The 19,134-nt window shown below is 66.5% G+C and carries 17 protein-coding genes; 2 read left to right on the forward strand and 15 right to left on the reverse strand.

Translation table 11 applies throughout. From position 1 onward, the window contains the following. Positions 1-102: 102 nt before the first annotated feature. The 4 genes from HFK18_RS09615 to HFK18_RS09630 all read right to left on the reverse strand — a co-directional run bounded on the left by HFK18_RS09615 (position 103) and on the right by HFK18_RS09630 (position 4,461). A complete protein-coding gene (locus tag HFK18_RS09615) occupies positions 103-1,614 on the reverse strand; it encodes a hybrid sensor histidine kinase/response regulator (protein ID WP_180166038.1) in 1,512 nt (503 codons plus the stop codon). Between the two features lie 4 nt (positions 1,615-1,618). After that, positions 1,619-2,059, reverse strand: a complete 441-nt coding sequence (locus HFK18_RS09620; protein ID WP_025878695.1) for a response regulator — start codon at positions 2,057-2,059, stop codon at positions 1,619-1,621. After that, positions 2,056-3,873, reverse strand: coding sequence for an ATP-binding protein (locus HFK18_RS09625; RefSeq protein WP_180166040.1), 1,818 nt, complete (start codon positions 3,871-3,873; stop codon positions 2,056-2,058). The genes HFK18_RS09620 and HFK18_RS09625 overlap by 4 nt, the downstream gene beginning before the upstream one ends. A gap of 201 nt (positions 3,874-4,074) precedes the next feature. Then, a complete protein-coding gene (locus tag HFK18_RS09630) occupies positions 4,075-4,461 on the reverse strand; it encodes a BON domain-containing protein (RefSeq protein WP_099820920.1) in 387 nt (128 codons plus the stop codon). A gap of 188 nt (positions 4,462-4,649) precedes the next feature. Here HFK18_RS09630 and HFK18_RS09635 point away from each other — a divergent pair, with 188 nt between their 5' ends. After that, on the forward strand, positions 4,650-5,693 hold the full coding sequence (locus tag HFK18_RS09635; protein ID WP_180166041.1) for an oxidoreductase: 1,044 nt from the start codon (positions 4,650-4,652) through the stop codon (positions 5,691-5,693). A 275-nt stretch (positions 5,694-5,968) separates the two neighbouring features. On the opposite strand, the gene gnd is transcribed toward HFK18_RS09635, so the two are convergent. From gnd to HFK18_RS21815, 7 genes are all read right to left on the reverse strand, one after another. Then, a complete protein-coding gene (gene gnd, locus HFK18_RS09640; protein WP_176019582.1) occupies positions 5,969-6,874 on the reverse strand; it encodes a phosphogluconate dehydrogenase (NAD(+)-dependent, decarboxylating) in 906 nt (301 codons plus the stop codon). Positions 6,875-6,884: 10 nt separating this feature from the next. Next, a complete protein-coding gene (locus HFK18_RS09645) occupies positions 6,885-8,123 on the reverse strand; it encodes a hypothetical protein (RefSeq protein WP_180166044.1) in 1,239 nt (412 codons plus the stop codon). A gap of 17 nt (positions 8,124-8,140) precedes the next feature. Further along, positions 8,141-8,752, reverse strand: a complete 612-nt coding sequence (locus HFK18_RS09650; protein ID WP_180166045.1) for a DUF2242 domain-containing protein — start codon at positions 8,750-8,752, stop codon at positions 8,141-8,143. 175 nt (positions 8,753-8,927) lie between these two features. Continuing rightward, on the reverse strand, positions 8,928-11,105 hold the full coding sequence (locus HFK18_RS09655; protein WP_099820915.1) for a carboxy terminal-processing peptidase: 2,178 nt from the start codon (positions 11,103-11,105) through the stop codon (positions 8,928-8,930). Between the two features lie 254 nt (positions 11,106-11,359). Continuing rightward, entirely contained in the window at positions 11,360-12,370 is a 1,011-nt protein-coding gene (gene lipA, locus HFK18_RS09660) for a lipoyl synthase (RefSeq protein ID WP_180166047.1), read from the reverse strand. Between the two features lie 17 nt (positions 12,371-12,387). After that, a complete protein-coding gene (gene lipB, locus HFK18_RS09665; RefSeq protein ID WP_229979891.1) occupies positions 12,388-13,068 on the reverse strand; it encodes a lipoyl(octanoyl) transferase LipB in 681 nt (226 codons plus the stop codon). Positions 13,069-13,088: 20 nt separating this feature from the next. Continuing rightward, on the reverse strand, positions 13,089-13,367 hold the full coding sequence (locus HFK18_RS21815; RefSeq protein ID WP_032975372.1) for a YbeD family protein: 279 nt from the start codon (positions 13,365-13,367) through the stop codon (positions 13,089-13,091). Between the two features lie 281 nt (positions 13,368-13,648). Here HFK18_RS21815 and HFK18_RS09675 point away from each other — a divergent pair, with 281 nt between their 5' ends. Further along, a complete protein-coding gene (locus HFK18_RS09675) occupies positions 13,649-14,722 on the forward strand; it encodes a lipid A deacylase LpxR family protein (RefSeq protein WP_180166049.1) in 1,074 nt (357 codons plus the stop codon). A gap of 104 nt (positions 14,723-14,826) precedes the next feature. On the opposite strand, the gene HFK18_RS09680 is transcribed toward HFK18_RS09675, so the two are convergent. From HFK18_RS09680 to HFK18_RS09695, 4 genes are all read right to left on the reverse strand, one after another. Further along, complete coding sequence (locus tag HFK18_RS09680; protein WP_180166051.1) at positions 14,827-16,044, reverse strand: D-alanyl-D-alanine carboxypeptidase family protein; 1,218 nt, start codon at positions 16,042-16,044, stop codon at positions 14,827-14,829. Positions 16,045-16,146: 102 nt separating this feature from the next. Beyond that, the gene (locus HFK18_RS09685; protein WP_180166053.1) at positions 16,147-17,382 is read right to left on the reverse strand and encodes a septal ring lytic transglycosylase RlpA family protein; all 1,236 of its coding nucleotides are present in this window, start codon (positions 17,380-17,382) and stop codon (positions 16,147-16,149) included. Beyond that, a complete protein-coding gene (mltB, locus tag HFK18_RS09690; RefSeq protein ID WP_180166055.1) occupies positions 17,379-18,524 on the reverse strand; it encodes a lytic murein transglycosylase B in 1,146 nt (381 codons plus the stop codon). The genes HFK18_RS09685 and mltB overlap by 4 nt, the downstream gene beginning before the upstream one ends. Positions 18,525-18,796: 272 nt before the next feature. After that, the gene (locus tag HFK18_RS09695) at positions 18,797-18,982 is read right to left on the reverse strand and encodes a hypothetical protein (protein WP_180166056.1); all 186 of its coding nucleotides are present in this window, start codon (positions 18,980-18,982) and stop codon (positions 18,797-18,799) included. Positions 18,983-19,134: the final 152 nt, after the last annotated feature.

Here is a 19,134-nt window from a genome sequence, read left to right on the forward strand (position 1 = left end):
CGCCGCCGCTGCACGCCTGTAGAGCCGAGCCCATGCTCGGCTTAGGCAGCCGATGCAGACAGCAGCCGAGCATGGGCTCGGCTCTACGGCGTTCCCTCGACGTCAGCCCAGCGCGTCGGCCACCGCGCGGAACACCTGCTGCATCTGCAGCGGCTTGCGCAGCAGGTGCACCTCGATGCCGGCGGGGAACACATCTGCCGGCATTTCCCCGGCAGCATCTTCCAGCACCAGTGCCGGGCCCCGGTATCCGAGCGTGGCCATCTCGCCCAGCAGCTGGCTGGCCGACAACAGCTTGGAGCCGGCATCGGCAATCACCAGCGCCGGCATCGCCTCCTGCTGCATCCAGCGCAGCGCCGCCGGGCCATCGGAGGCCAGCTGCAGCTGATAGCCCTGGCTGGACAGCGCATTGCCCAGCAGCGACAGGCGCGTGGCTTCACCATCGACCACCAGGATCGACTGGCCACTGCCCAGCGCCACCAGTTGTTCGATCGGTTCGCCGCCCTCGGCGCTGGCATGCATCGGCAAGCGCAGCTCGAAGCAGGTGCCCTGCCCCAGCTGGCTGTTGACGTGGATGCTGCCACCGGCGCCTTCAACGATGCGCTTGCAGGAAATCAGGCCCAGCCCGGTGCCATCGGCCTTGGTGGTGAAGAACGGATTGAACAGATGCGACAGCGTGTCCGCATCCATGCCGGTGCCTTCATCGACCACCGCGATGCGCAGCCAGTCCTCGCCATCGCGCTGGCCGCCATGGCTGGCGGTCAGACTCAGGTTGCCGCCATCAGGCATCGCCTGGATCGCGTTGAGCGCCAGGTTCAACAGCACCTGCTGCAATTCGGTGTAGTTGGCATCGACCACCAGCCCCTCATCCTCGACCACAAGGTCCAGGCGGACGCCATCGGGCACGTTGCTGCGCAACAGCAGCGCCACGGCCTGGAACAGGTCATCGATGTGGATGCGCTCGCTGGCCTTGCGCGACCCACGCACGAACGACAGCATCGATTCGGCCATCTCATGGCCACGGCGACCGCACTCGGCGATCACATCGGCCAGGTGGTGCAGTTGCGGATCCTGGGTACGCGCCTTCAGCAGGTCCGGCATGATCAGCAGCGGCTGCAGGATGTTGCGCAGATCGTGGCTCAGGCCTGCGGCCAGCAACGACAGGCTTTCCAGCCGCTGCGCGCGCATCAGCTCGGTTTCCACCCGCGAGCGCTCGATGGCACTGCGTGCCTCACGCACCGCGCGCGCCACGGCCGACGGCAGGCGTGCCGGCTGGTGCTTGATGATGTAATCGTTGGCGCCCTTCTGCAGGGCGGCCACCGCGTTCTCCTCACCCATGGTGCCGGAGACGAAGATGAAGGGCACCTCCGGCAACGCGTCGCGCACGATGCGCAGCGCGTCGTCGCCGGAGAAGCCAGGCATGCTCAGGTCGGACAGCACGATGTCCGGCTGGAAGCGCGCCAGCGCATGGCGCAGGTCGTCCGCACTCTCGACACGCTCGAACGTGGCCTCAAGGCCTGCATCGAGCATCTGTTCGGACATCAGCTCGGCATCCTCGGGGGAATCTTCCACCAGCAGGATGCGCAATGCGCCGAGTGCGGGACCGGTCAGGGGCATGGGCCTACTCGATCTCCGGAGCCTGGTTGATCAGTGCCCAGAACTTGCCCAGGGTCTGCACGGCGCCGAAGAACTGGTCCACGTCCACCGGCTTGACCACGTATGCGTTCACGCCCATGTCCCAGCTGCGGGCCAGGTCGCTTTCCTCGCGTGAGGAAGACAGGATCACCACCGGCAACCGCTTCAGCTCGTCGTGTTCGCGGATCTGCCGCAGCACTTCCAGGCCATCCATGCGCGGCATCTTGATGTCCAGCAGCAGGACCGCTGGCAGGCCTTCTTCGCGGCTGGCGAAGGCGCCACGGCGCAGCAGGTAATCCATCACTTCCACGCCGTCTTCGACGTGCACGATGGGATTGGCCAGCCGCGCTTCCTGCAGCGCATCGATCGCCATTTCGGCGTCGGCCGGGCTGTCTTCGGCAAGGAGGATGGTGCGCAGCGTCGTCATGCGATGGGGCCCTGTTTGTCCGCGTCGAGCACGGGGGGAAGATAGAAGTGGAAGGTGGCGCCGGCATCCGGTGCGGCTTCGGCCCAGATGCGGCCGCCGTGGCGGGTCAGCACCCTGCGTACGCTGGCCAGGCCGATACCGGTGCCCGGATAGTCGCTGGCCTTGTGCAGGCGCTGGAATACGCCGAACAACTTGCCGGCGTAGGCCATGTCAAAGCCTGCACCATTGTCGCTGACCGTGAACTGATGACCGCCATCAGGCTGCTGCTGGTAGTCCACGCGGACCTTCGCCGGCTCGCGGTTGGCCGAGTATTTCACCGCGTTGCCCAGCAGGTTCAGCCAGACCTGGCGCAGCATGTTCTCGTCGCCCACCACGATCGGCAGCGGCGCGATGCTCCACTCCACCTGATGCGCATGACCGCTGCTCTCGGCTTCGCTCTGCACGTTCGCGTCGAGCATCGCGCGCGTATCGGCCACCAGCGACTGCATGTCCACGGTCTGTTGGCGCATCGCTGCGCGGCCCAGGCGCGAATAGACCAGCAGGTCGTCGATCAACGTGGCCATGCGCCGCGCTGAACCGGAGATCACCCCCAAGTAGTGCTGGCTCTTCTCGTCGGCGGCCTCGCCCAGATGGCGCGACAGCTTGTCCGAGAAACCGGCAACATGGCGCAGCGGCGCGCGCAGGTCGTGCGACACCGAGTAGCTGAACGCTTCCAGCTCGCGGTTGACCTCCGAGACCTGGGCAACCTTGCCTTCCAGCTGCCGGTTCAATTCTTCAACACGTGTCTGCACCGCACGCTGCACGGTCACGTCGCTGACGGTCAGCAGCACCACTTCATCGTCGGTGTCAGGCAGCGGCATGCGCCGCGCGTTGAGCAGCATGTAGCGGGACATGCCGTCGACGGTGCGTTGTTCGTGTTCGAAATCCCACAGTTCACGGCCGCGCAGCAATACGTCGGCCAGACGCTGGCGAACCACCGGGTCACGCCATGCGCCCTCGCCTACGTTTTCCAGCAGCAGGCCGTCGGCGCGCTCATCCTGCAGCCCGTACAACTCGGAGAACGCGGGATTGTGCAGCTGCACGCGCAGCTCGCGATCCAACAGCACGATCGGTTCGCGCACGGTCTGCAGCACCGACGCCGCGCGCGCAGCCGCACGCTGCGACTGTCGTTCAGCCTGCAGGCGGCGGCCAATCTGTCGTTGCAGCAGCCACAGCACCAGGCCGAGCAGCGCCAGCTGTACCAGCAGCGAGCTCCACGAGACGAAGTTGGTCTGCCGCTTCTGTCGCTCCGCCTGGGCGGCGCGCTGGGCCAGCAGCGCTTCCTCGCTGGCCTGCAGTTCTTCCACCAGGCCGCGGATCGGATAGCGCGTGCTCAGGTCCTGCACCAGCTCGCGCTGGTCACTGTTGGGCTCGGACTTCGCCAGCTCACGCGCAACCCCCATACGGCCTTCCAGCATCGACTGGATGCGGCCGATGCGGATCAGCTGCTCGGGATTGTCGCGGGTCATCCGGCCCAGTTCGGCCAGGCGCTCGGGGATGTCGTTGGCCTTGGCCATGCGCTCGCGCAGGCCTGGCGCATCCACGCCCTTGGACAGCGTCAACGCAGCCGATTCGATGTCACGCACGTCGGTCTGCAGCTGCTGCAGGGCCACAGTCACCTGCTGGGTATGGGTCACCCAGCCCATGGCCAGCTCGTTGTCCTGCTGCAGTTTGCGCAGGGTCAACCACGGGACCACGATGATGGCTGCCGCTGCCAGCGCCAAAGCAGGCAGTCGCCAGCGATCCCAGATGTCATCACTGAAAACCAGCGCCATAGTTCCTCGTCAGCTCAGCCGGGGAGAGCGATCCGGGCAGGATCAGCCACGGCGGAACCGGCAATATAGCGCAGCCGGTCACATCTCTGGGGTAATGGGTCGTTCGGCGGGGCGCCCATCAGCAGGCATCGCGCAGGCCCGACGTTACAAAAACAGGGGCGCCCCCGTGGGAGCGCCCCTGCTGGCAACCTGCGGTGTCGATCAGCGCTTCTTGGCGGCACTGACCTTCAGCGCGGCGGCATCAACGCGGGTCACGCCCTTGATGCCCTTGGCGGTGGCGATGGCCTTGTCATGCTCGGCCTTGGTGGCAACGGTGCCACTCAGGCTGACCACGCCATTGACCGTCTCCACCTTCACTTCGGTACCCGGCACATTGCTGCTGGCGAGCAGATCGGCCTTGACCTTGGTGGTGATCCAGCTGTCGGTGACCGGCTCGTTGGAATCATGGCGGTCGGCATGGGTCATCGCCGAATGATCGGTTTTCGGCGGGCTCTTCGCTGCGGCGTCCTGGGCGAAAGCGGCCGAGGAGGACAGCGCCAGGCCCAGGGTGAGGGCGGAAGCCAACAGCGTACGGGTCGTGGTGCTCATCGTGTGGTTCTCCTACTGGTTGGTGGGCCCAGTGTCGCCAACTGCTTGTAGTGCAGGCGTGGCGCTGCGGTCATGCTCACGTGAATGGGCACACCTGCAGCGGGAATCGTTCAGCTTTCGGGCGCGTAGTCATCTCGTTTACCCTGAGGTTCCTGTCCTGCACTTCCCGATCCGCGCGGAGTCTTCCCATGCGCCCCGAGCTGCAACTGGCCCTGATCGGCTACGGCCTGGCCGGCCGCGTCTTCCACGCCCCGCTGATCCAGCACACGCCGGGGTTGGCCCTGCACAGCGTCGTCAGTTCGCAGCGCGATACGCTGCTGCGCACCTTCAGCGACGTCCACATACGCGCTACCGCGCAGGAGGTCTTCGATGACCCTGCGGTGGATGCGGTGGTCATCGCCACGCCGAACGAACAGCACGCGCCGTTGGCCATCGCCGCGCTGGCTGCCGGCAAGCACGTAATGGTGGACAAACCGTTCGCGGTGAACGTGGACGAAGCCGAGCAGGTGCTGGCTGCAGCGCGCAGTGCCGGACGCATTGCCACCGTGTTCCAGAACCGGCGCTTCGATGCGGATTTCCTGACCCTGCAGGCACTGCTTGCCGACGGCATGCTGGGTGACATCGCCGAATGCCACGCCCATTTCGACCGCTACCGCCCGCAGGTGCGCGAACGCTGGCGCGAGCAGGAGGGGCCGGGCAGCGGCCTGTGGTACGACCTGGGGCCGCACCTGCTGGACCAGATGCTGGTGCTGTTCGGCTGTCCGCAGGCGATCGATGCGGACCTTGCCGTGCAGCGCGAAGGCGGCAGCGGCGTCGACTATTTCCACGCGGTACTGCATTACCCGCGCCATCGCGCGATCGTGCATGCCGGTTCACTGGTCGCTGCGCCTGCACCCCGTTTCGCCGTGCATGGAACCTCCGCCAGTTGGATCAAGCATGGGCTGGACGTGCAGGAGGCGCAGCTGCGTCGCGGCGTTGCGCCAGGCGCGCCGGGATGGGGCATCGATCCGCACCACGGCGAACTGCTGCACTGCGATGCGGAGGACAACGTGCAGCGCAGCACCGTGGACAACCTGCCGGGTGACTACCGGCGCCTGTATGCCGACTTCGCAGCGGCGATGCAGGGCGAGGGTGAGCCGACGGTCAGCACACAGCAGGCGCTGCAGGTGATGCGGTTGCTGCAGGCGGGGATGGACAGCGCGCGCGAAGGGCGGCGGGTGCAAGTGGGGTGATCGGCAGGGCTGCGCCCTGCACCCGCCGAATCGACGGCAACGGCAACGGCAACGGCAACGGCAAAAGCTGGGCTGCTGAGGGATGGCGGGGTGGGTCCGGTTGCGGGGGACGCTGCAAGTACGTCCATGTAAGCTCGGTCGCCGCATCCATGCGGCTCACGCCCCCGCAACCGGACCCACCCCGCCTTCGACAGGTTCATGCGGCTGTTGGTGGGTGTCGACCTTGGTCGACACGGCAGATCCACGCCATGCGTGGATCTACGTCAAACCGGTGCTTACGACTTCTTGATGGCGTGGCCGCCGAATTCGTTGCGCATCGCTGACAGCAGGCGGTCGGTGAACGAGTTCGACTCACGCGAACGCAGGCGTTCGAGCAGCGACAGGGTGATCACCGGTGCCGGCACGTCCAGCGCAATCGCTTCGGCGACGGTCCAGCGGCCTTCGCCGGAATCCTCCACGTACGGTGCGATGCCATCCAGCGAGGGGTTGCGCTTGAGGGCTTCGGTGCTCAGGTCCAGCAGCCACGAACGCACCACGCTGCCGTGGCGCCAAACCTCGGCCACCTGCGCCAGGTCCAGTTCCATCTCCTGCTTGCGCTCCATCAACGCGAAGCCTTCGGCGTAGGCCTGCATCATTCCGTACTCGATGCCGTTGTGGACCATCTTGGTGAAGTGGCCTGCGCCGGACGGGCCGACGCGCGCCCATCCGCGGTCCTCGGCCGGTGCCAGCGTGCGCAGCAGCGGTGCGATCTGTTCGACCACTGCTGCATCGCCACCCACCATCAGGCTGTAGCCTTCCTGCAGGCCCCACACGCCGCCACTGGTGCCACAGTCCACGTAGCCCAGGTCATCTTCGGCCAGCGCCTTGGCGCGACGGATCGAGTCCTGGTAGTTGGAGTTGCCACCGTCGATGACGACGTCTCCTTCGGCCAGGTGCGGGGTCAACTGGCCCAGCGTCTGGTCCACGGTCTCGCCGGCCGGCACCATCAGCCACACCACGCGCGGCACCGGCAGCGCGGCCACTGCGGCGGCCAGCGAATCCACCACCTCCAGGCCGGCCTCGGCGGCGCGCTGGCGGGCGCCCTCGCCCGGGTCGTAGCCGACCACGCGGTGGCCACCGCGGTGCAGGCGCTGGGCCATGTTGGCGCCCATGCGGCCGAGGCCGATCATTGCAATATCCATTGTTTCACCTTCAGTTGTTGTCGGAAGTCAGGCTGCCTGGCCGGCCGGTCGTCGCGCAGTGGCGCAGCTGCGCCTCGCGCCAACGCCGGTAGAGCGTGGTATGCAGATTGTGCAACGCCAGGTCGATGGAAAACGGCGTGCGCGGATTGCGGTCGAGCAGGCGGATGATGTGATAGCCGACAGGACGTATACCGCGTGGGTGCACGTAGATCACGAACCGCTGGTAGAACGCATCGTCCAGCAACTGGTCCATCTGCTGCACGACGTCGCGATAGCGCGGGGCCAGCTGCGCACGCAGGACCGGATCGCGCTCGTACAGCAGCCGCTCGAAATAGCGTTGGCCGACACGCGGAATGCCCTGCGCCAACTGCCACAGGGCACGATTGCGCTGGTCGTACCAGGCCAGGCCGCCGTGTTCTGCCAGGGCCCGCGCGGCCCCCTCGCCCACCTCCACCACGACGAAGTTTTCCGCCTGGTTGCTGAGGTCGTCCAGCGTGCCTTTGTCGAATACGTGTTCGATGAAGCCCGGCAGCCCTACGAATGCCTGCCGCCCCATCGCCGAGGTGCGCACGGCCTTGCCGTCGGCCAGGAACTGGCCGGCCTGCGCGCCCAGCAGGATGCTGTCGGTGTCGTGCAGGCCAAGGAAGGTGCCGATGGACAGTTCGTCCGCAGTGAACTCCGCATCGAAGGCCGCATCGCCGTACAGCTCGCGCTGCGTAGCCAGCTGCGCGACCTGACGGCCGACACCGCACTCGGCGCGCACGTGCCCGGTGTAGAACGCATCCAGTGCGCGGCTGTTGCTGGCGGCCGGTACATAGCCGCGGCCGAAGCTGCGCACCCGCTGCCAACCCTGTGCCGGGGCGCCGCGTGCGCCAAAGCCGATCCAGCCCAGCTGCACACCGGTGAAGCGGAAGCTCTCATTGTCCTGCAGTGCCTGCGTGGCACGCTGCACGGCCGCGCCCAGTTCAAAGGCGTAGGCGCAGACCGTGGCCGGGTCATCCAACAACTGCTGCAACAGGGCCTGCCGGTCGGCCTCGGCCAGCGTTCCCGGCCAACGCACGCTCAGATCACCGGCTGCCTGCGCCTCGGCCAGCGAGGCACGCGTGCACACCGGCCCACCCTGTACCTGTGGCGCGGTGATCGCTGCGGTTTCAAAACGCCACCCCAGCCGCTGCAGCAGGGCCTGGGTGCACTCGGCCGTAGCGGCCAGCGCGCTCAGAGGCCAGCCCAGCAGCAGGGCCCATGCCATCACCCTGCCGCGCACGTTCAGCCCTGGTCCGTTGCTGCGGGCACTGGTTCGGGCCCGGCCGCAGGCTGCGGCGACGCGGCCGGTTGCGGTTGCGGCTCTGCTTTCGTTGCCGCTGGCAGGTACTGCTGCAGGCGCTGGAAGAAGCGCCGATAGAACTCGGCATCGGTGATCGTGCTGCTGGCCACTTTCACCAGCGAGTCGTCATTGCTGCCGAATGGCAACGACACCGAGCCCAATGCGCCCACGCCGACACTGGCCGAGGTCGGGCTCTTCTTCAGCGCATAGCGGTCCTGTACGGCGCTGACGAACACCAGCGCCTGGCTGCCACGCGGCGCGCACGAGATACGCAGCACCAGTTGTTCGTGGTCATCCTCGCGCGGCTGGAAATTCTTGTTGCCTTCCACCTGTGCGTCGTCCGACCGTGCAATGGCATAGCCCTGGCTGAGCAACGTGCGCCGTGCCGCCTCGCAGGCGTCGGCCGGGCGCCCATCGACGGTGCGCGAGAAGGTGTCGCCGGAGTCGAAGGACTCCCGCAGCAGACTGCTGTCGGCAGCACGGCCACCGCACGCGGTCAATGCCAGGGCACTGGTGGCGGCCAACAGGGAAGCGGAGAGGAGGGAGGCCCGCATGGGTACTCCTGCAAAGACGGTAGCCCCGAGGGTAGCCCCCTGCCCGTGTGCGCCGGGTCGATACTGCTTGGCCCGGCCGCCACCGTTGCTCCCGGTTCATGCAAAAAGGGGACGGAGGGGTTTAAGTCGCTTGTGGCACCAACGACTTAAACCCCTCCGCCCCCTCCTCAGTCAATCAGTCGGCCCAGCGGCCTGCGGCGGTGGACTGCGGCAGCACCTGTGCCGACAGCGGACGGTCGGCCTCCAGCAGGTTCACTGCGTCGGCCAGGATCGAGGCCGATTCACGCAGCAGCGGGTCCGGGCGCTTCTCGGCGGCCTTCTCGCGGGCGGCATCCTTGACGATGTCGCGCTCGTTGCCGGTCAGGCCATCATCGCTGCTGTCATCGGCCAGCGGGTCCAGGGCCAGGCCCAGTTCCTTGCGCACGATCTGGCGCTGCTTGCGCTGGGTGTCCTGGCGCTCGCGCTCGGCACGACGGGTTGCTTCATTCAGCGAGACGTACTTCTTCGCGGCTTCGGTACGGAACTGCTCCACGTCCTCGTTCCACCACTGGAACTCCTTGTCGGTGGCGATACGCGAGTCGTGGCGCGTTTCCAGCTTCGGCAGCAGCGGCGCGAAGTTGCCGTACTGGGTATGCGGCACTGCGGCGATGCGGGTCCACGGCAGTGCGTTGTCGTAGGTGCTCTCGCCGAACTCGGTGGCATCGACGCTGGCCGGGAACGCCAGGTCCGGCACCACACCCTTGTGCTGGGTGCTGCTGCCACTGATGCGGAAGAACTGGGCGATGGTCAGCTTCACCTGGCCAAAGCGCTGGGCTTCGCCACTCGGCCAACGGTCCAGGTCGACGATGTTCTGCACGGTGCCCTTGCCGAAGCTGGTTTCACCGATGACCAGGCCGCGGCCGTAGTCCTGGATGGCACCGGCGAAGATCTCCGACGCCGACGCCGAACCACGGTTGATCAGCACGGCCAGCGGGCCGTCCCATGCCACGCCCTGGTTGCGGTCGCTGTTGACGGTGACACGGCCACCGGATTCGCGCACCTGCACCACCGGACCCTGTTCGATGAACAGACCGGTCAGCTCGATCGCTTCATCCAGCGAACCACCACCGTTGTTGCGCAGGTCCAGCACCACGCCGTCCAGCTTGTCGGTCTTGAAACCAGCCAGCAGCTTGGCCACGTCGCGGGTGGCCGATGCATAGTCGGCGGCGTTGCGACGACGGCCTTCGAAGTCCTGGTAGAAGGTCGGCAGCTTGATCACGCCGACCTTGCGCGCCGGCTCGCCATTGGCGGCCGGGATGGTCATGGTCTCGCCCTTGGCCGCCTGTTCGGCCAGGCGCACCTTCTGCCGGGTCAGCACCAGGGTGTGGTGCTTGCCGTCGACGCCGGCTTCGGCAGGAATGAATTCCAGCTTGACGTCGGTGTCCTTGGCGCCACGGATCTTGGCCACCACATCATCGATGCGCCAGCCGATCACATCTTCCACCAGCCCGGACTTGCCCTGGCCGACACCGACGATGCGGTCACCCGGCTTCAGCGTGCCGTCCACAGCCGCCGGGCCACCGGCGATGATCTCGCGGATCACCACCACATCGTCCTGGCGCTGCAGCTGCGCACCGATGCCTTCCAGCGACAGCGACATCGCCTGGTTGAAGTTCTCGGCGGTACGCGGGGTGAAGTAATCGGTGTGCGGATCAACCGCGCTGGTATAGGCGTTCATGAAAAACTGGAAGGTGTCTTCGCCCTTCAGTTCGTTGACCGACTTTTCCAGGGTGGCGTAACGCTTGTCCAGCGTCTTGCGGATGTCATCGGACTTCTTGCCGGCCAGCTTCAGGCGCAGCCAGTCGTTCTTCACCGACTTGCGCCACAGCTCGTCGAGTTCGGCATTGGAAGCGGCCCACGGCACCTCCTTGCGGTCGTACTCGAAGCGCTCATCGGTGGTGAAATCCGGTTCCTGCTTGAGCAGCTTGCGCGCATAGGCCACACGCTCGCCGACGCGCTGCTTGTAGACCGCGAACACCTGGAACGCCGGCTCCAGTTCGCCGCCGCGGATGGCATTGGCAATGCCGGCCTGGAACGGTGCGAAGCGGGTGATGTCGGCCTGGGTGAAGTACTGCTTGCCGCCGTCCAGCGTCTCCAGGTAGCGCTTGAACACATCCTTGGAGGTGGCTTCATCAAGCGCACGCGGGCGGTACGCGTAGCGGCTGTCGGACAACAGGCCGTACACCAGCTTGGAGGTGGTCACCTGATCGGCGGTGGCGGCAGCCGGCAACGCCGGCGAATCGGCCTTGGCCGCGAGCGCCAGCGGCGCGACCAGCGCCAGGGCCATCAGGAATGCGGGGGCTTTGAATTTCATTGACGTGCTCGAAGGCGCCTTGCCAAGGGGGAGACTGCAGGGTGTTCAGACACCGCGACAGTGCCGAAAGTTGCCGGGTTTGTCACCCGCCCACGTTCGGTGGAAAACCAGCCTAGCGGGGCCGGTGTAGCAAATTGTGAATGCAGGCAAAGGCGTGCGGACCAACGGTCCGCACCCACCACGGTGGCGGCGACACCCACCATGGTGGTGGTGACACCCATCGGTAGCGCCGGGCCATGCCCGGCGGCAAGCGTTTACTGGACGCCGGCGCCCTTGGCCTGCACGTCGGCGTGGTACGACGAGCGCACCATCGGGCCGGAGGCCACGTGGCTGAAGCCCAGCTCGTAACCGTAGACTTCCAGCGTCTTGTAGTCTTCCGGCGTCCAGTACTTCAGCACCGGGTGGTGATGCGCGGTCGGCTGCAGGTACTGGCCGATGGTGATCATGTCCACGTTGTGCGCACGCAGGTCGCGCATGGTGGCCTTGATCTGTTCGAAGTCTTCGCCCAGGCCCAGCATGATGCCCGACTTGGTCGGCACGTCAGGGTGCTGCGCCTTGAAGTTCTTCAGCAGGTTCAACGACCACTGGTAGTCGGCGCCCGGGCGCACGTTGCGATACAGGTCCGGGACGGTTTCGATGTTGTGGTTGAACACGTCCGGCGGGTTCTGCGCCAGGATCTCCAGCGCGCGCTCCATGCGGCCCTTGCCGCGGAAGTCCGGGGTCAGCACTTCGATGCGGGTGCCCGGCGACTTCTCGCGGATGGCGGTGATGCAGTCGACGAAGTGCTGGGCACCACCATCGCGCAGGTCATCACGGTCGACGCTGGTCACCACCACGTACTTCAGGCCCATGTCGGCCACGGTCTGGCCGAGGCTGGCCGGTTCGTTGGCATCGGGCGGCTTCGGCCGGCCGTGGGCCACGTCGCAGAACGAGCAGCGACGGGTGCAGACCTCGCCCAGGATCATGAAGGTGGCGGTGCCGTGGCCGAAGCATTCGTGGATGTTCGGGCAGCTGGCCTCTTCGCACACGGTCACCAGACGGTTCTCACGCAGCTTGGCTTTCAGGTTCTGCACGGCATTGCCCGAAGGAATGCGCACGCGGATCCAGGAGGGCTTGCGCAGCACCGGCACGTCGGCGAACTGCACCGGCGAGCGGTTGATCTTGTCCCCACCCATCTGCTTGACCCCGGCCTGCAACGGCGCGGTGGACGGAAGCTCGGCCTGCACGATCTGCAGGGGAATGGTGCGGGCAGTGGTTTCAGTCATGGCGTTTCCGGGGGCGGTCAGGCGGCCGCAGAGAGATCAGGCAGTTCAGGCACGGGCTGCAGCAGCAGGCCGAACTGGCGGGCCAGGTGGTCCAGCAGCACCGGCTTGACGGCGTCCATCCCGGACGGTCCGCCCAAGTCTAGCACCGTGGTCACCTGCAACCCCTCGTAACCACAGGGGTTGATGCGGTGGAAAGGATCCAGGTCCATGGCCACGTTGAAGGCCAGGCCATGGAAGGTGCAGCCGCGGCGAACGCGGATGCCGAGCGCGGCGATCTTGGCGCCGCCGACATAGACGCCCGGGGCGCCGTCGAGCCGTTCGGCACCGATGTTCCACTCGGCCAGCGTGTCGATGATGGCCTGTTCGATGCGGCACACGTAGTCGCGCACGCCGATGCCCAGCCGCGGCAGGCGCAGCAGCGGGTAGATCACGATCTGGCCGGGGCCGTGGTAGGTCACCTGGCCGCCGCGATCGACGTGGACGACCGGGATCTCGCCCGGCGCCAGCACGTGTTCGACCTTGCCGGCCTGGCCCAGGGTGAACACCGGGTCATGCTCGACCACCCACAGCTCGTCGAGCGTGTCGTCGTCGCGCTGGTCGGTGAAACGCTGCATGGCGTGCCAGACCGGTTCGTAGGGCTGGCGCCCCAGGTCACGGACCACCGCCGGGCGCGGTGGACGCGCCTCGGGGGCCGCCACTTCGGCAGGGCAGCTGACGGCTACACCGTCCACTTCACTTCCGGGTGGTCGCGCAGGGCCTGGTGGGCCACGTCGTACTGTTCGCGGTTCTCGGCCCGGAAGACCAGGCGCACCGAGACGTACTTGCCGTTGGACGAATGCTTCCAGCTGATGCGCTCGTTCACCACGTCAACGCCAGCAGCCAGCAGCAGGCGGGGGAGTTCATGCTCCAGGCCGCGGTTGGCCGGGCCCATCGCGCTGAGCTCGAACTGACCGGGGAACTGGAAGCCGTGTTCGGGATTGTCGGACTTGATTTCCATGCGCCCATTATCGGGCCGCAGGGCAACAAACCCAAGAGTATTCATAAAGCCCGGCGGCACCGCAGGCGGGCCGCTGCGTTGCAGCTGAACATCCATTCAGGCCCGGACCCGGGTCTCAGGGCCCCCGCGCCCATCCGCGCAGCTGCCCCTGCGGTAACCAATTGTGTCGATCAGACAATGTTGTTTTCGGAACAGACAAGTGATCCCAGCGCGCTCGTTCCATCACATCGCCGGGAGTAACGTGTCGTTGCATAAAACGACAGACAAAAGCCCCCTTCCCGATGATCATCCCATCCATGCGCTACCTCGCATCCTTTGGATTGTCCGGCCTGCTGGCCACCGCCCTCCCCCTTTCCGTCCACGCAGCCGAGCAATGCGGCCCGGACGCGATGCGCGAGCATCCGCCGCAGGTCAATTTCCGCGTCGACAACGACCTGTTCGGCGGCCGCCACCAGGACCAGGGCTATACCAATGGCGCCCAGCTGACCCTGGTCTCGCCCAACCTGGTCGACTACACCGATGACCCCTGCCTGCCGCGTCTGGCGCGCTGGGTGAACAGCCACCTGGAAGCGCTGCACCCGGGCAAGTTCGAACAGCAGAACATGATCTTCAGCCTGGCCCAGGGCATCTTCACCCCCACCGACCCGACCCGCAGCGACCTGATCAAGGATGACCGGCCGTATGCCGGCGTGCTGCTGGTCAGCTTCGGCTTCAACGCGCGCAGCGGCGATCGCCTGCAGACCACCCAGCTGTCGCTGGGCGTGGTCGGGCCGTGGGCGCAGGGCAAGCAGGTGCAGGACGCCGTGCACAGCGTGCTGGGCGATGAGAAGTTCAAGGGCTGGGACAACCAGCTGCACAACGAACCGGTGTTCATGCTGACCCACGAGCGCATGCGCCGCTGGCCGGGCGATGCCAGCATCAATGCCGACGGCTGGGGCTGGGATGCGATCAGCCACTACGGCGGTTCGATCGGCAACCTGGAAACCAAGGCGAACCTCGGTGGCGAAGTGCGCTTCGGCTGGAAGCTGCCCGACGATTTCGGTAGCACCCCGCTGCGCCCGGCAGGCGAGAACACCGCGCCGACCCGGGGTGGCAAGCCGTCCGGCTGGTCGTGGCACCTGTTTGCCACCACCGATGCGGCGTGGGTGATCCGCGACATCACCCTGGACGGCAACACGTTCCGCAACAGCCACAGCGTGGACAAGCGTCATGTGGTCGCCCAAGGCGGTTATGGCATCGCGGTGATGCGCGGCCGCTGGAAGTTCGCGATGGCGCGCTACCACAGCACCCGCGAATTCGATGGCCAGCGCCAGTCACCGGTGTTCGGCAGTTTCACCGTCAGCCGCTCGCTGTAAGCGATCGGGCTGGTAGTGCCGGCGGGATTCATGCGGAGCCGGCTCCCGAAACAGAAAGGGCCGGCATTCGCCGGCCTTTTCCGTTCACCGCAGCACGCTGCGGATCATTCCGATTCCCACCACATCCAGAAGCTGTCCCACAGGCGCTTGAAGAAGCCAGCCTGCTCGACCGCAGCCACCGCCACCAGCGGCGCTTCGGCCACCAGCTTGCCATCCAGGGTGACCTTGACGGTGCCGATCTGCTGGCCAGCGGTGAACGGCGCTTCCAGGGTCTTGGGCACGTCGATGCTCGGCTTCAGGTCGTTGTAGCGACCGCGCGGCACGCTGACCAGCATCGGCTGGGCCACGCCCAGCTGCACCTTGTCGGTGGTGCCCTTCCAGACCTTGTGCTCGGCCACGGCCTTGCCCGGCTCGTACAGGCGGTGGGTTTCGAAGAAGCGGAAGCCCCAGTTCAACAGGGCAAGGCTGTCATCGGCGCGCTGCTTTTCCGACGCGCCGCCCAGCACCACGGCGACCAGACGCTGGTCACCGCGCTGGGCCGAGCTCATCAGGCAGTAGCCGGCTTCGGAGGTGTGGCCGGTCTTGATGCCGTCCACGCTGCCATCGCGCCACAACAGCAGGTTGCGGTTCGGCTGCTTGATGGTGCCGACCTGGAATTCCTTGATCTTGTTGTACGCGTAGGTTTCCGGGTAATCGCGCACCATCGCGCGGCCCAGCAGGGCCAGGTCGTAGGCGCTGCTGTGATGGCCCGGGGCGGTCAGGCCGTGGGCGTTCACGAAGTGCGAGTTCTTCATGCCGATCTTGGCGGCGTAGCTGTTCATCAGCGAAGCGAAGGCTTCTTCGCTGCCGGCCACGTGCTCGGCCAGGGCGATCGCGGCGTCATTGCCGGACTGGATCGCCATGCCCTTTTCCATGTCTTCCAGGCGTGCGGTCTGGTTGACCGGGAAGCCGCTGTAGCTGCCGTCGGTGCCGGCGCCACCTTCGCGCCAGGCGCGTTCGCTCATCATCACCTGGTCGTCGGGACGGACCTTGCCGTTCTTGACCTCGGCGGCGATCACGTAGGACGTCATCACCTTGGTGATGCTGGCCGGGGCCAGCTGTTCGTTGATGTTCTCGCCTGCCAGCACCTGGCCGGTGGCGTAGTCCATCAGCACCCAGGCCTTGGACACGCTGGGTGCCGGCGCCGGCGGCGTGGCCACGGTAGCGGGGGCAGCGGCGGCGGCAGGCGTCGGGGTGGCCGGGGTCGGCAGCGGCGTCTGGGCGGAGGCCAGACCGACCACCAGGGTGGCGGCCAGGGCAGTGGCGGCGGAACGGAAATTCATGGGACAGCAGGCTCCAGGGGACGGCCGGAAAATGAAGGATGGGACAAGGTGGCCATTGTAAGGCCGGGGTGGCAAGGGCCGGCAGCACCGGCCCGGGCGGAATCAGTCCTTGACGATCTGTGGCGAGCCAAGGCCCAGACCCGAGATGCGCCCGGCAAGTTCCGCCGCGCTGGCGTGGTCGCTGGCAGGTACCCGCAGGCGCCACAGGGTACGACCACCGGCAGCAATGTCGCTGATGGTGGCACCGACGATGCCGGCAGCGTTGAGCTGGCCCATCGCCCGGTTGGCGTTGTCGCGGCTGGAGAAACTGGCGACCTGCAGCATCACCGCGCCCACTACCTTCTGCGACAGGCTGGCCGGGGCCGGGCTGCGCGGCATGGCGGTGGCCACGACCGGCGCGGCGGGACGCGGCGCGGGTGCGCTGGGCGGCAGGCTGCTGACCGCCACCTCCGGCATCGTGCTGACGGCGGCCTGGGTGGTGGCCGGCTGGCCACGCGCCGGCGCCCCATCGGCAGGCAGGCGGTTGACCAGGCGATCGATGTCGCTGTCGGCAACCGCGCGTGCGGCAGGTGCGGGGCGTGCGCTGGCGACGGCAGCAGTGGCCGCCGCCGCTTCAGCAGCACGGCGTTCGCGGCGCGACGGCTTCTGCGCCATCAGGTTGGTTTCACCCGGCTGCACCGCGCGCACTTCCACGTTGCCGGTACCGCGCTGGGTGATGCCCAGGCGCACAGCGGCGGCATAGCTGAGATCGACCACGCGGCCATCGTGGAAAGGACCACGATCATTGACGCGCACGATCACCGATTCGCCATTGTCCAGGTTGGTCACGCGGGCGAAGCTGGGCAGCGGCAAGGTCTTGTGCGCGGCGGTGAACTGGTACATGTCGTAGACCTCGCGGTTGGAGGTCAGGCGGCCGTGGAACTTGGCGCCGTAATACGAAGCGGTGCCACGTTCAACGTAGTTGCGGGTGTCGTCGAGCACCTTGTACTGCTTGCCCAGCACCACGTAGGGCGATTTGTTGCCGATCGCCGAGCGGTCTTCATTGGTGACCAGCGGCTCGGGAATGCAGGCTACGTTGGGCACGTAACTGGGCGTGGTGTCTTTCACGCCGGGCTTGTACAGGCCGCCAGCGGTGTAGTTGCCACGGGTGGACAGGTCCTCGGTGGCGGCCGCATACGGCGAGCCCTCCGGACAATGCGCCGGACGCCCGCCCTTGCCCTGCACCACCGTGCCGGACGGCTTGCCACCGTGGCCGGCGGTCGCCGGCTTTTTCGGCGCGCTGCTGCAGGCGGCCAGCGCGAGGACGATCAATCCAGGGACCAGCCATCTGATGTTCATGCCGGGGGCAGCTCCTGTCCGGCAATGGCCTGCGACAACTGGAACACGGCCATCGCGTACATCTTCGAGAGGTTGTAACGGGTGATCGCGTAGTAGTTCTGGAAGCCCAGCCAGTACTGCTTGCCGGTGCTGCCTTCAAGCGTGATGGGGGTAGCGGTGGCGCCCGGCTGCACCGGTGCGCTCGGCTGGTAACCACGCTGGGCCAGATCGGCCAGCGACCAGGTGGGCATCCACTCGGTCGGGTTGAACTCTTCGCGGCCGGCAGCGAGCGTGGCCGGCACGGCAACCTGGCCGCCGCGCACCCAACCGCCCTTCTTCACGAAGTAGTTGGCGATGGACGAGAACACGTCGTCGTAGCTGGTGAACAGGTCACGGCGACCATCGCCGTTGCCGTCCACCGCGTAATCCAGATAGCTGGAGGGCATGAACTGGCCCATGCCCATCGCGCCGGCATAGCTGCCCTTGAGCGTGGTGATGTCCAGCTTTTCCTCGCGGCCGAGCTCGAACAGCTTGGCCAGCTCATCGCGGAAGAACAGCTCGCGGCGAACTTCGCGTTCCAGCTTGGCCGGGTCGCCACTGCGCGGGTAATAGAAGGCCAGCGTATACAGCGCGTCGAGCACGCGATGGCTGCCGGCATTCTTGCCGTAGCTGGTTTCCACGCCGATGATCGCCACGATCACTTCAGCCGGCACACCGGTGCGCTGCTGTACGCGGTCCAGTTCAGCGCGATGCTGGGCAAGGAACGCCTTGCCGCCATCGATGCGCGCCTTGCTGATGAACATCGGCCGGTATTCGTTCCACGGCTTGACCCGTTCGGCCGGGCGCGACATGGCGGCGATGATCGGCTGGCGCACCTGCGCCTGGTCGAGCACGTTGCGGATCTCGTCGGGCTTCAGGCCGTAGCGCTTGGCGGTTTCGGCAATGAACCTGGCGCGCGCGGTTTCGAACGGCACCGGGGTGAGATCGACCGGCGCAGCCGTAGCGGCTGCCGCTTCCGGCGCGGCTTCGGCCGGGCCCTGAGGCTTGGCCGCCGGGTGGCGCGGCGTACTGCTGGCCTGGGGCGAAGTCGGAGGGGACGTCGGCTGGGTCGCACAGGCGACCAGGCCGAGGGTGAGCATGCAGGCCAGAGAACGTCGAATCATCACCGCAGGTTAGCAGGTCATGGATGAATTAAAACCCCTAAGACCATGAATCACAACGATTTGCTCGCGTTCAGCGAGAAATGTGAAGACGTCGTGATTGACCTGCCCCATTCAGGCAGAGGTTGCCGGTTGCGTCCCCATCCCCGCAGACGCAACCGGCCGCCGGACCCGGTCGGTACCTGCGCGGCTGCCGCTCCCCAGTGGCAGTGCTCCGCGCTCCTTGTACCTGTTGGATCAGTACTGCTTTCCCATCCGACGCCCCTCGCGCTGCATCAAAGACGGCGCGCCATGCCGAACGGGCCGCCATTGTGCAGGCCGATTGCGACAAGTCCATTGATCAGGATCAACGCGGCGTCAAAATGTGAATTGGCGCCCACTTTTAATGGAACTTCGTCAGCGGGCATGCTGCTGTGCGGCGTTGTGGGAACGATTACAGAAATGCGCTTGCGCAGATTCATGCGTGCATCGGCGGCGAAGGTCGGCGAACGGCACAGCCCCTCGTGGGTGGCCGCTGAAGGCAACAGCCGTGGTTGGCCGGGCGGGTTGGGTTCGCGGGGGACGCCGTGAATCTGTGGTGGTCAAGTACTTCTGGACACTCCCAAAGGGAGTT

Source organism: Stenotrophomonas sp. SbOxS2, assembly GCF_013416715.1.
GTDB lineage: Bacteria > Pseudomonadota > Gammaproteobacteria > Xanthomonadales > Xanthomonadaceae > Stenotrophomonas > Stenotrophomonas lactitubi.

Bases quoted from the DNA above. Each gene is read 5' to 3' on its own strand.
- HFK18_RS09645 (WP_180166044.1), bottom strand. From the start codon at position 8,123: ATGGCATGGGCCCTGCTGCTGGGCTGGCCTCTGAGCGCGCTGGCCGCT.
- HFK18_RS09650 (WP_180166045.1), bottom strand. From the start codon at position 8,752: ATGCGGGCCTCCCTCCTCTCCGCTTCCCTGTTGGCCGCCACCAGTGCC.
- HFK18_RS09615 (WP_180166038.1), bottom strand. From the start codon at position 1,614: ATGCCCCTGACCGGTCCCGCACTCGGCGCATTGCGCATCCTGCTGGTG.
- HFK18_RS09675 (WP_180166049.1), top strand. From the start codon at position 13,649: ATGATCATCCCATCCATGCGCTACCTCGCATCCTTTGGATTGTCCGGC.
- HFK18_RS09680 (WP_180166051.1), bottom strand. From the start codon at position 16,044: ATGAATTTCCGTTCCGCCGCCACTGCCCTGGCCGCCACCCTGGTGGTC.
- HFK18_RS09630 (WP_099820920.1), bottom strand. From the start codon at position 4,461: ATGAGCACCACGACCCGTACGCTGTTGGCTTCCGCCCTCACCCTGGGC.
- HFK18_RS09635 (WP_180166041.1), top strand. From the start codon at position 4,650: ATGCGCCCCGAGCTGCAACTGGCCCTGATCGGCTACGGCCTGGCCGGC.
- HFK18_RS09695 (WP_180166056.1), bottom strand. From the start codon at position 18,982: ATGAATCTGCGCAAGCGCATTTCTGTAATCGTTCCCACAACGCCGCAC.
- HFK18_RS09685 (WP_180166053.1), bottom strand. From the start codon at position 17,382: ATGAACATCAGATGGCTGGTCCCTGGATTGATCGTCCTCGCGCTGGCC.
- HFK18_RS09655 (WP_099820915.1), bottom strand. From the start codon at position 11,105: ATGAAATTCAAAGCCCCCGCATTCCTGATGGCCCTGGCGCTGGTCGCG.
- HFK18_RS09625 (WP_180166040.1), bottom strand. From the start codon at position 3,873: ATGGCGCTGGTTTTCAGTGATGACATCTGGGATCGCTGGCGACTGCCT.
- lipA (WP_180166047.1), bottom strand. From the start codon at position 12,370: ATGACTGAAACCACTGCCCGCACCATTCCCCTGCAGATCGTGCAGGCC.
- HFK18_RS21815 (WP_032975372.1), bottom strand. From the start codon at position 13,367: ATGGAAATCAAGTCCGACAATCCCGAACACGGCTTCCAGTTCCCCGGT.
- HFK18_RS09620 (WP_025878695.1), bottom strand. From the start codon at position 2,059: ATGACGACGCTGCGCACCATCCTCCTTGCCGAAGACAGCCCGGCCGAC.
- gnd (WP_176019582.1), bottom strand. From the start codon at position 6,874: ATGGATATTGCAATGATCGGCCTCGGCCGCATGGGCGCCAACATGGCC.
- mltB (WP_180166055.1), bottom strand. From the start codon at position 18,524: ATGATTCGACGTTCTCTGGCCTGCATGCTCACCCTCGGCCTGGTCGCC.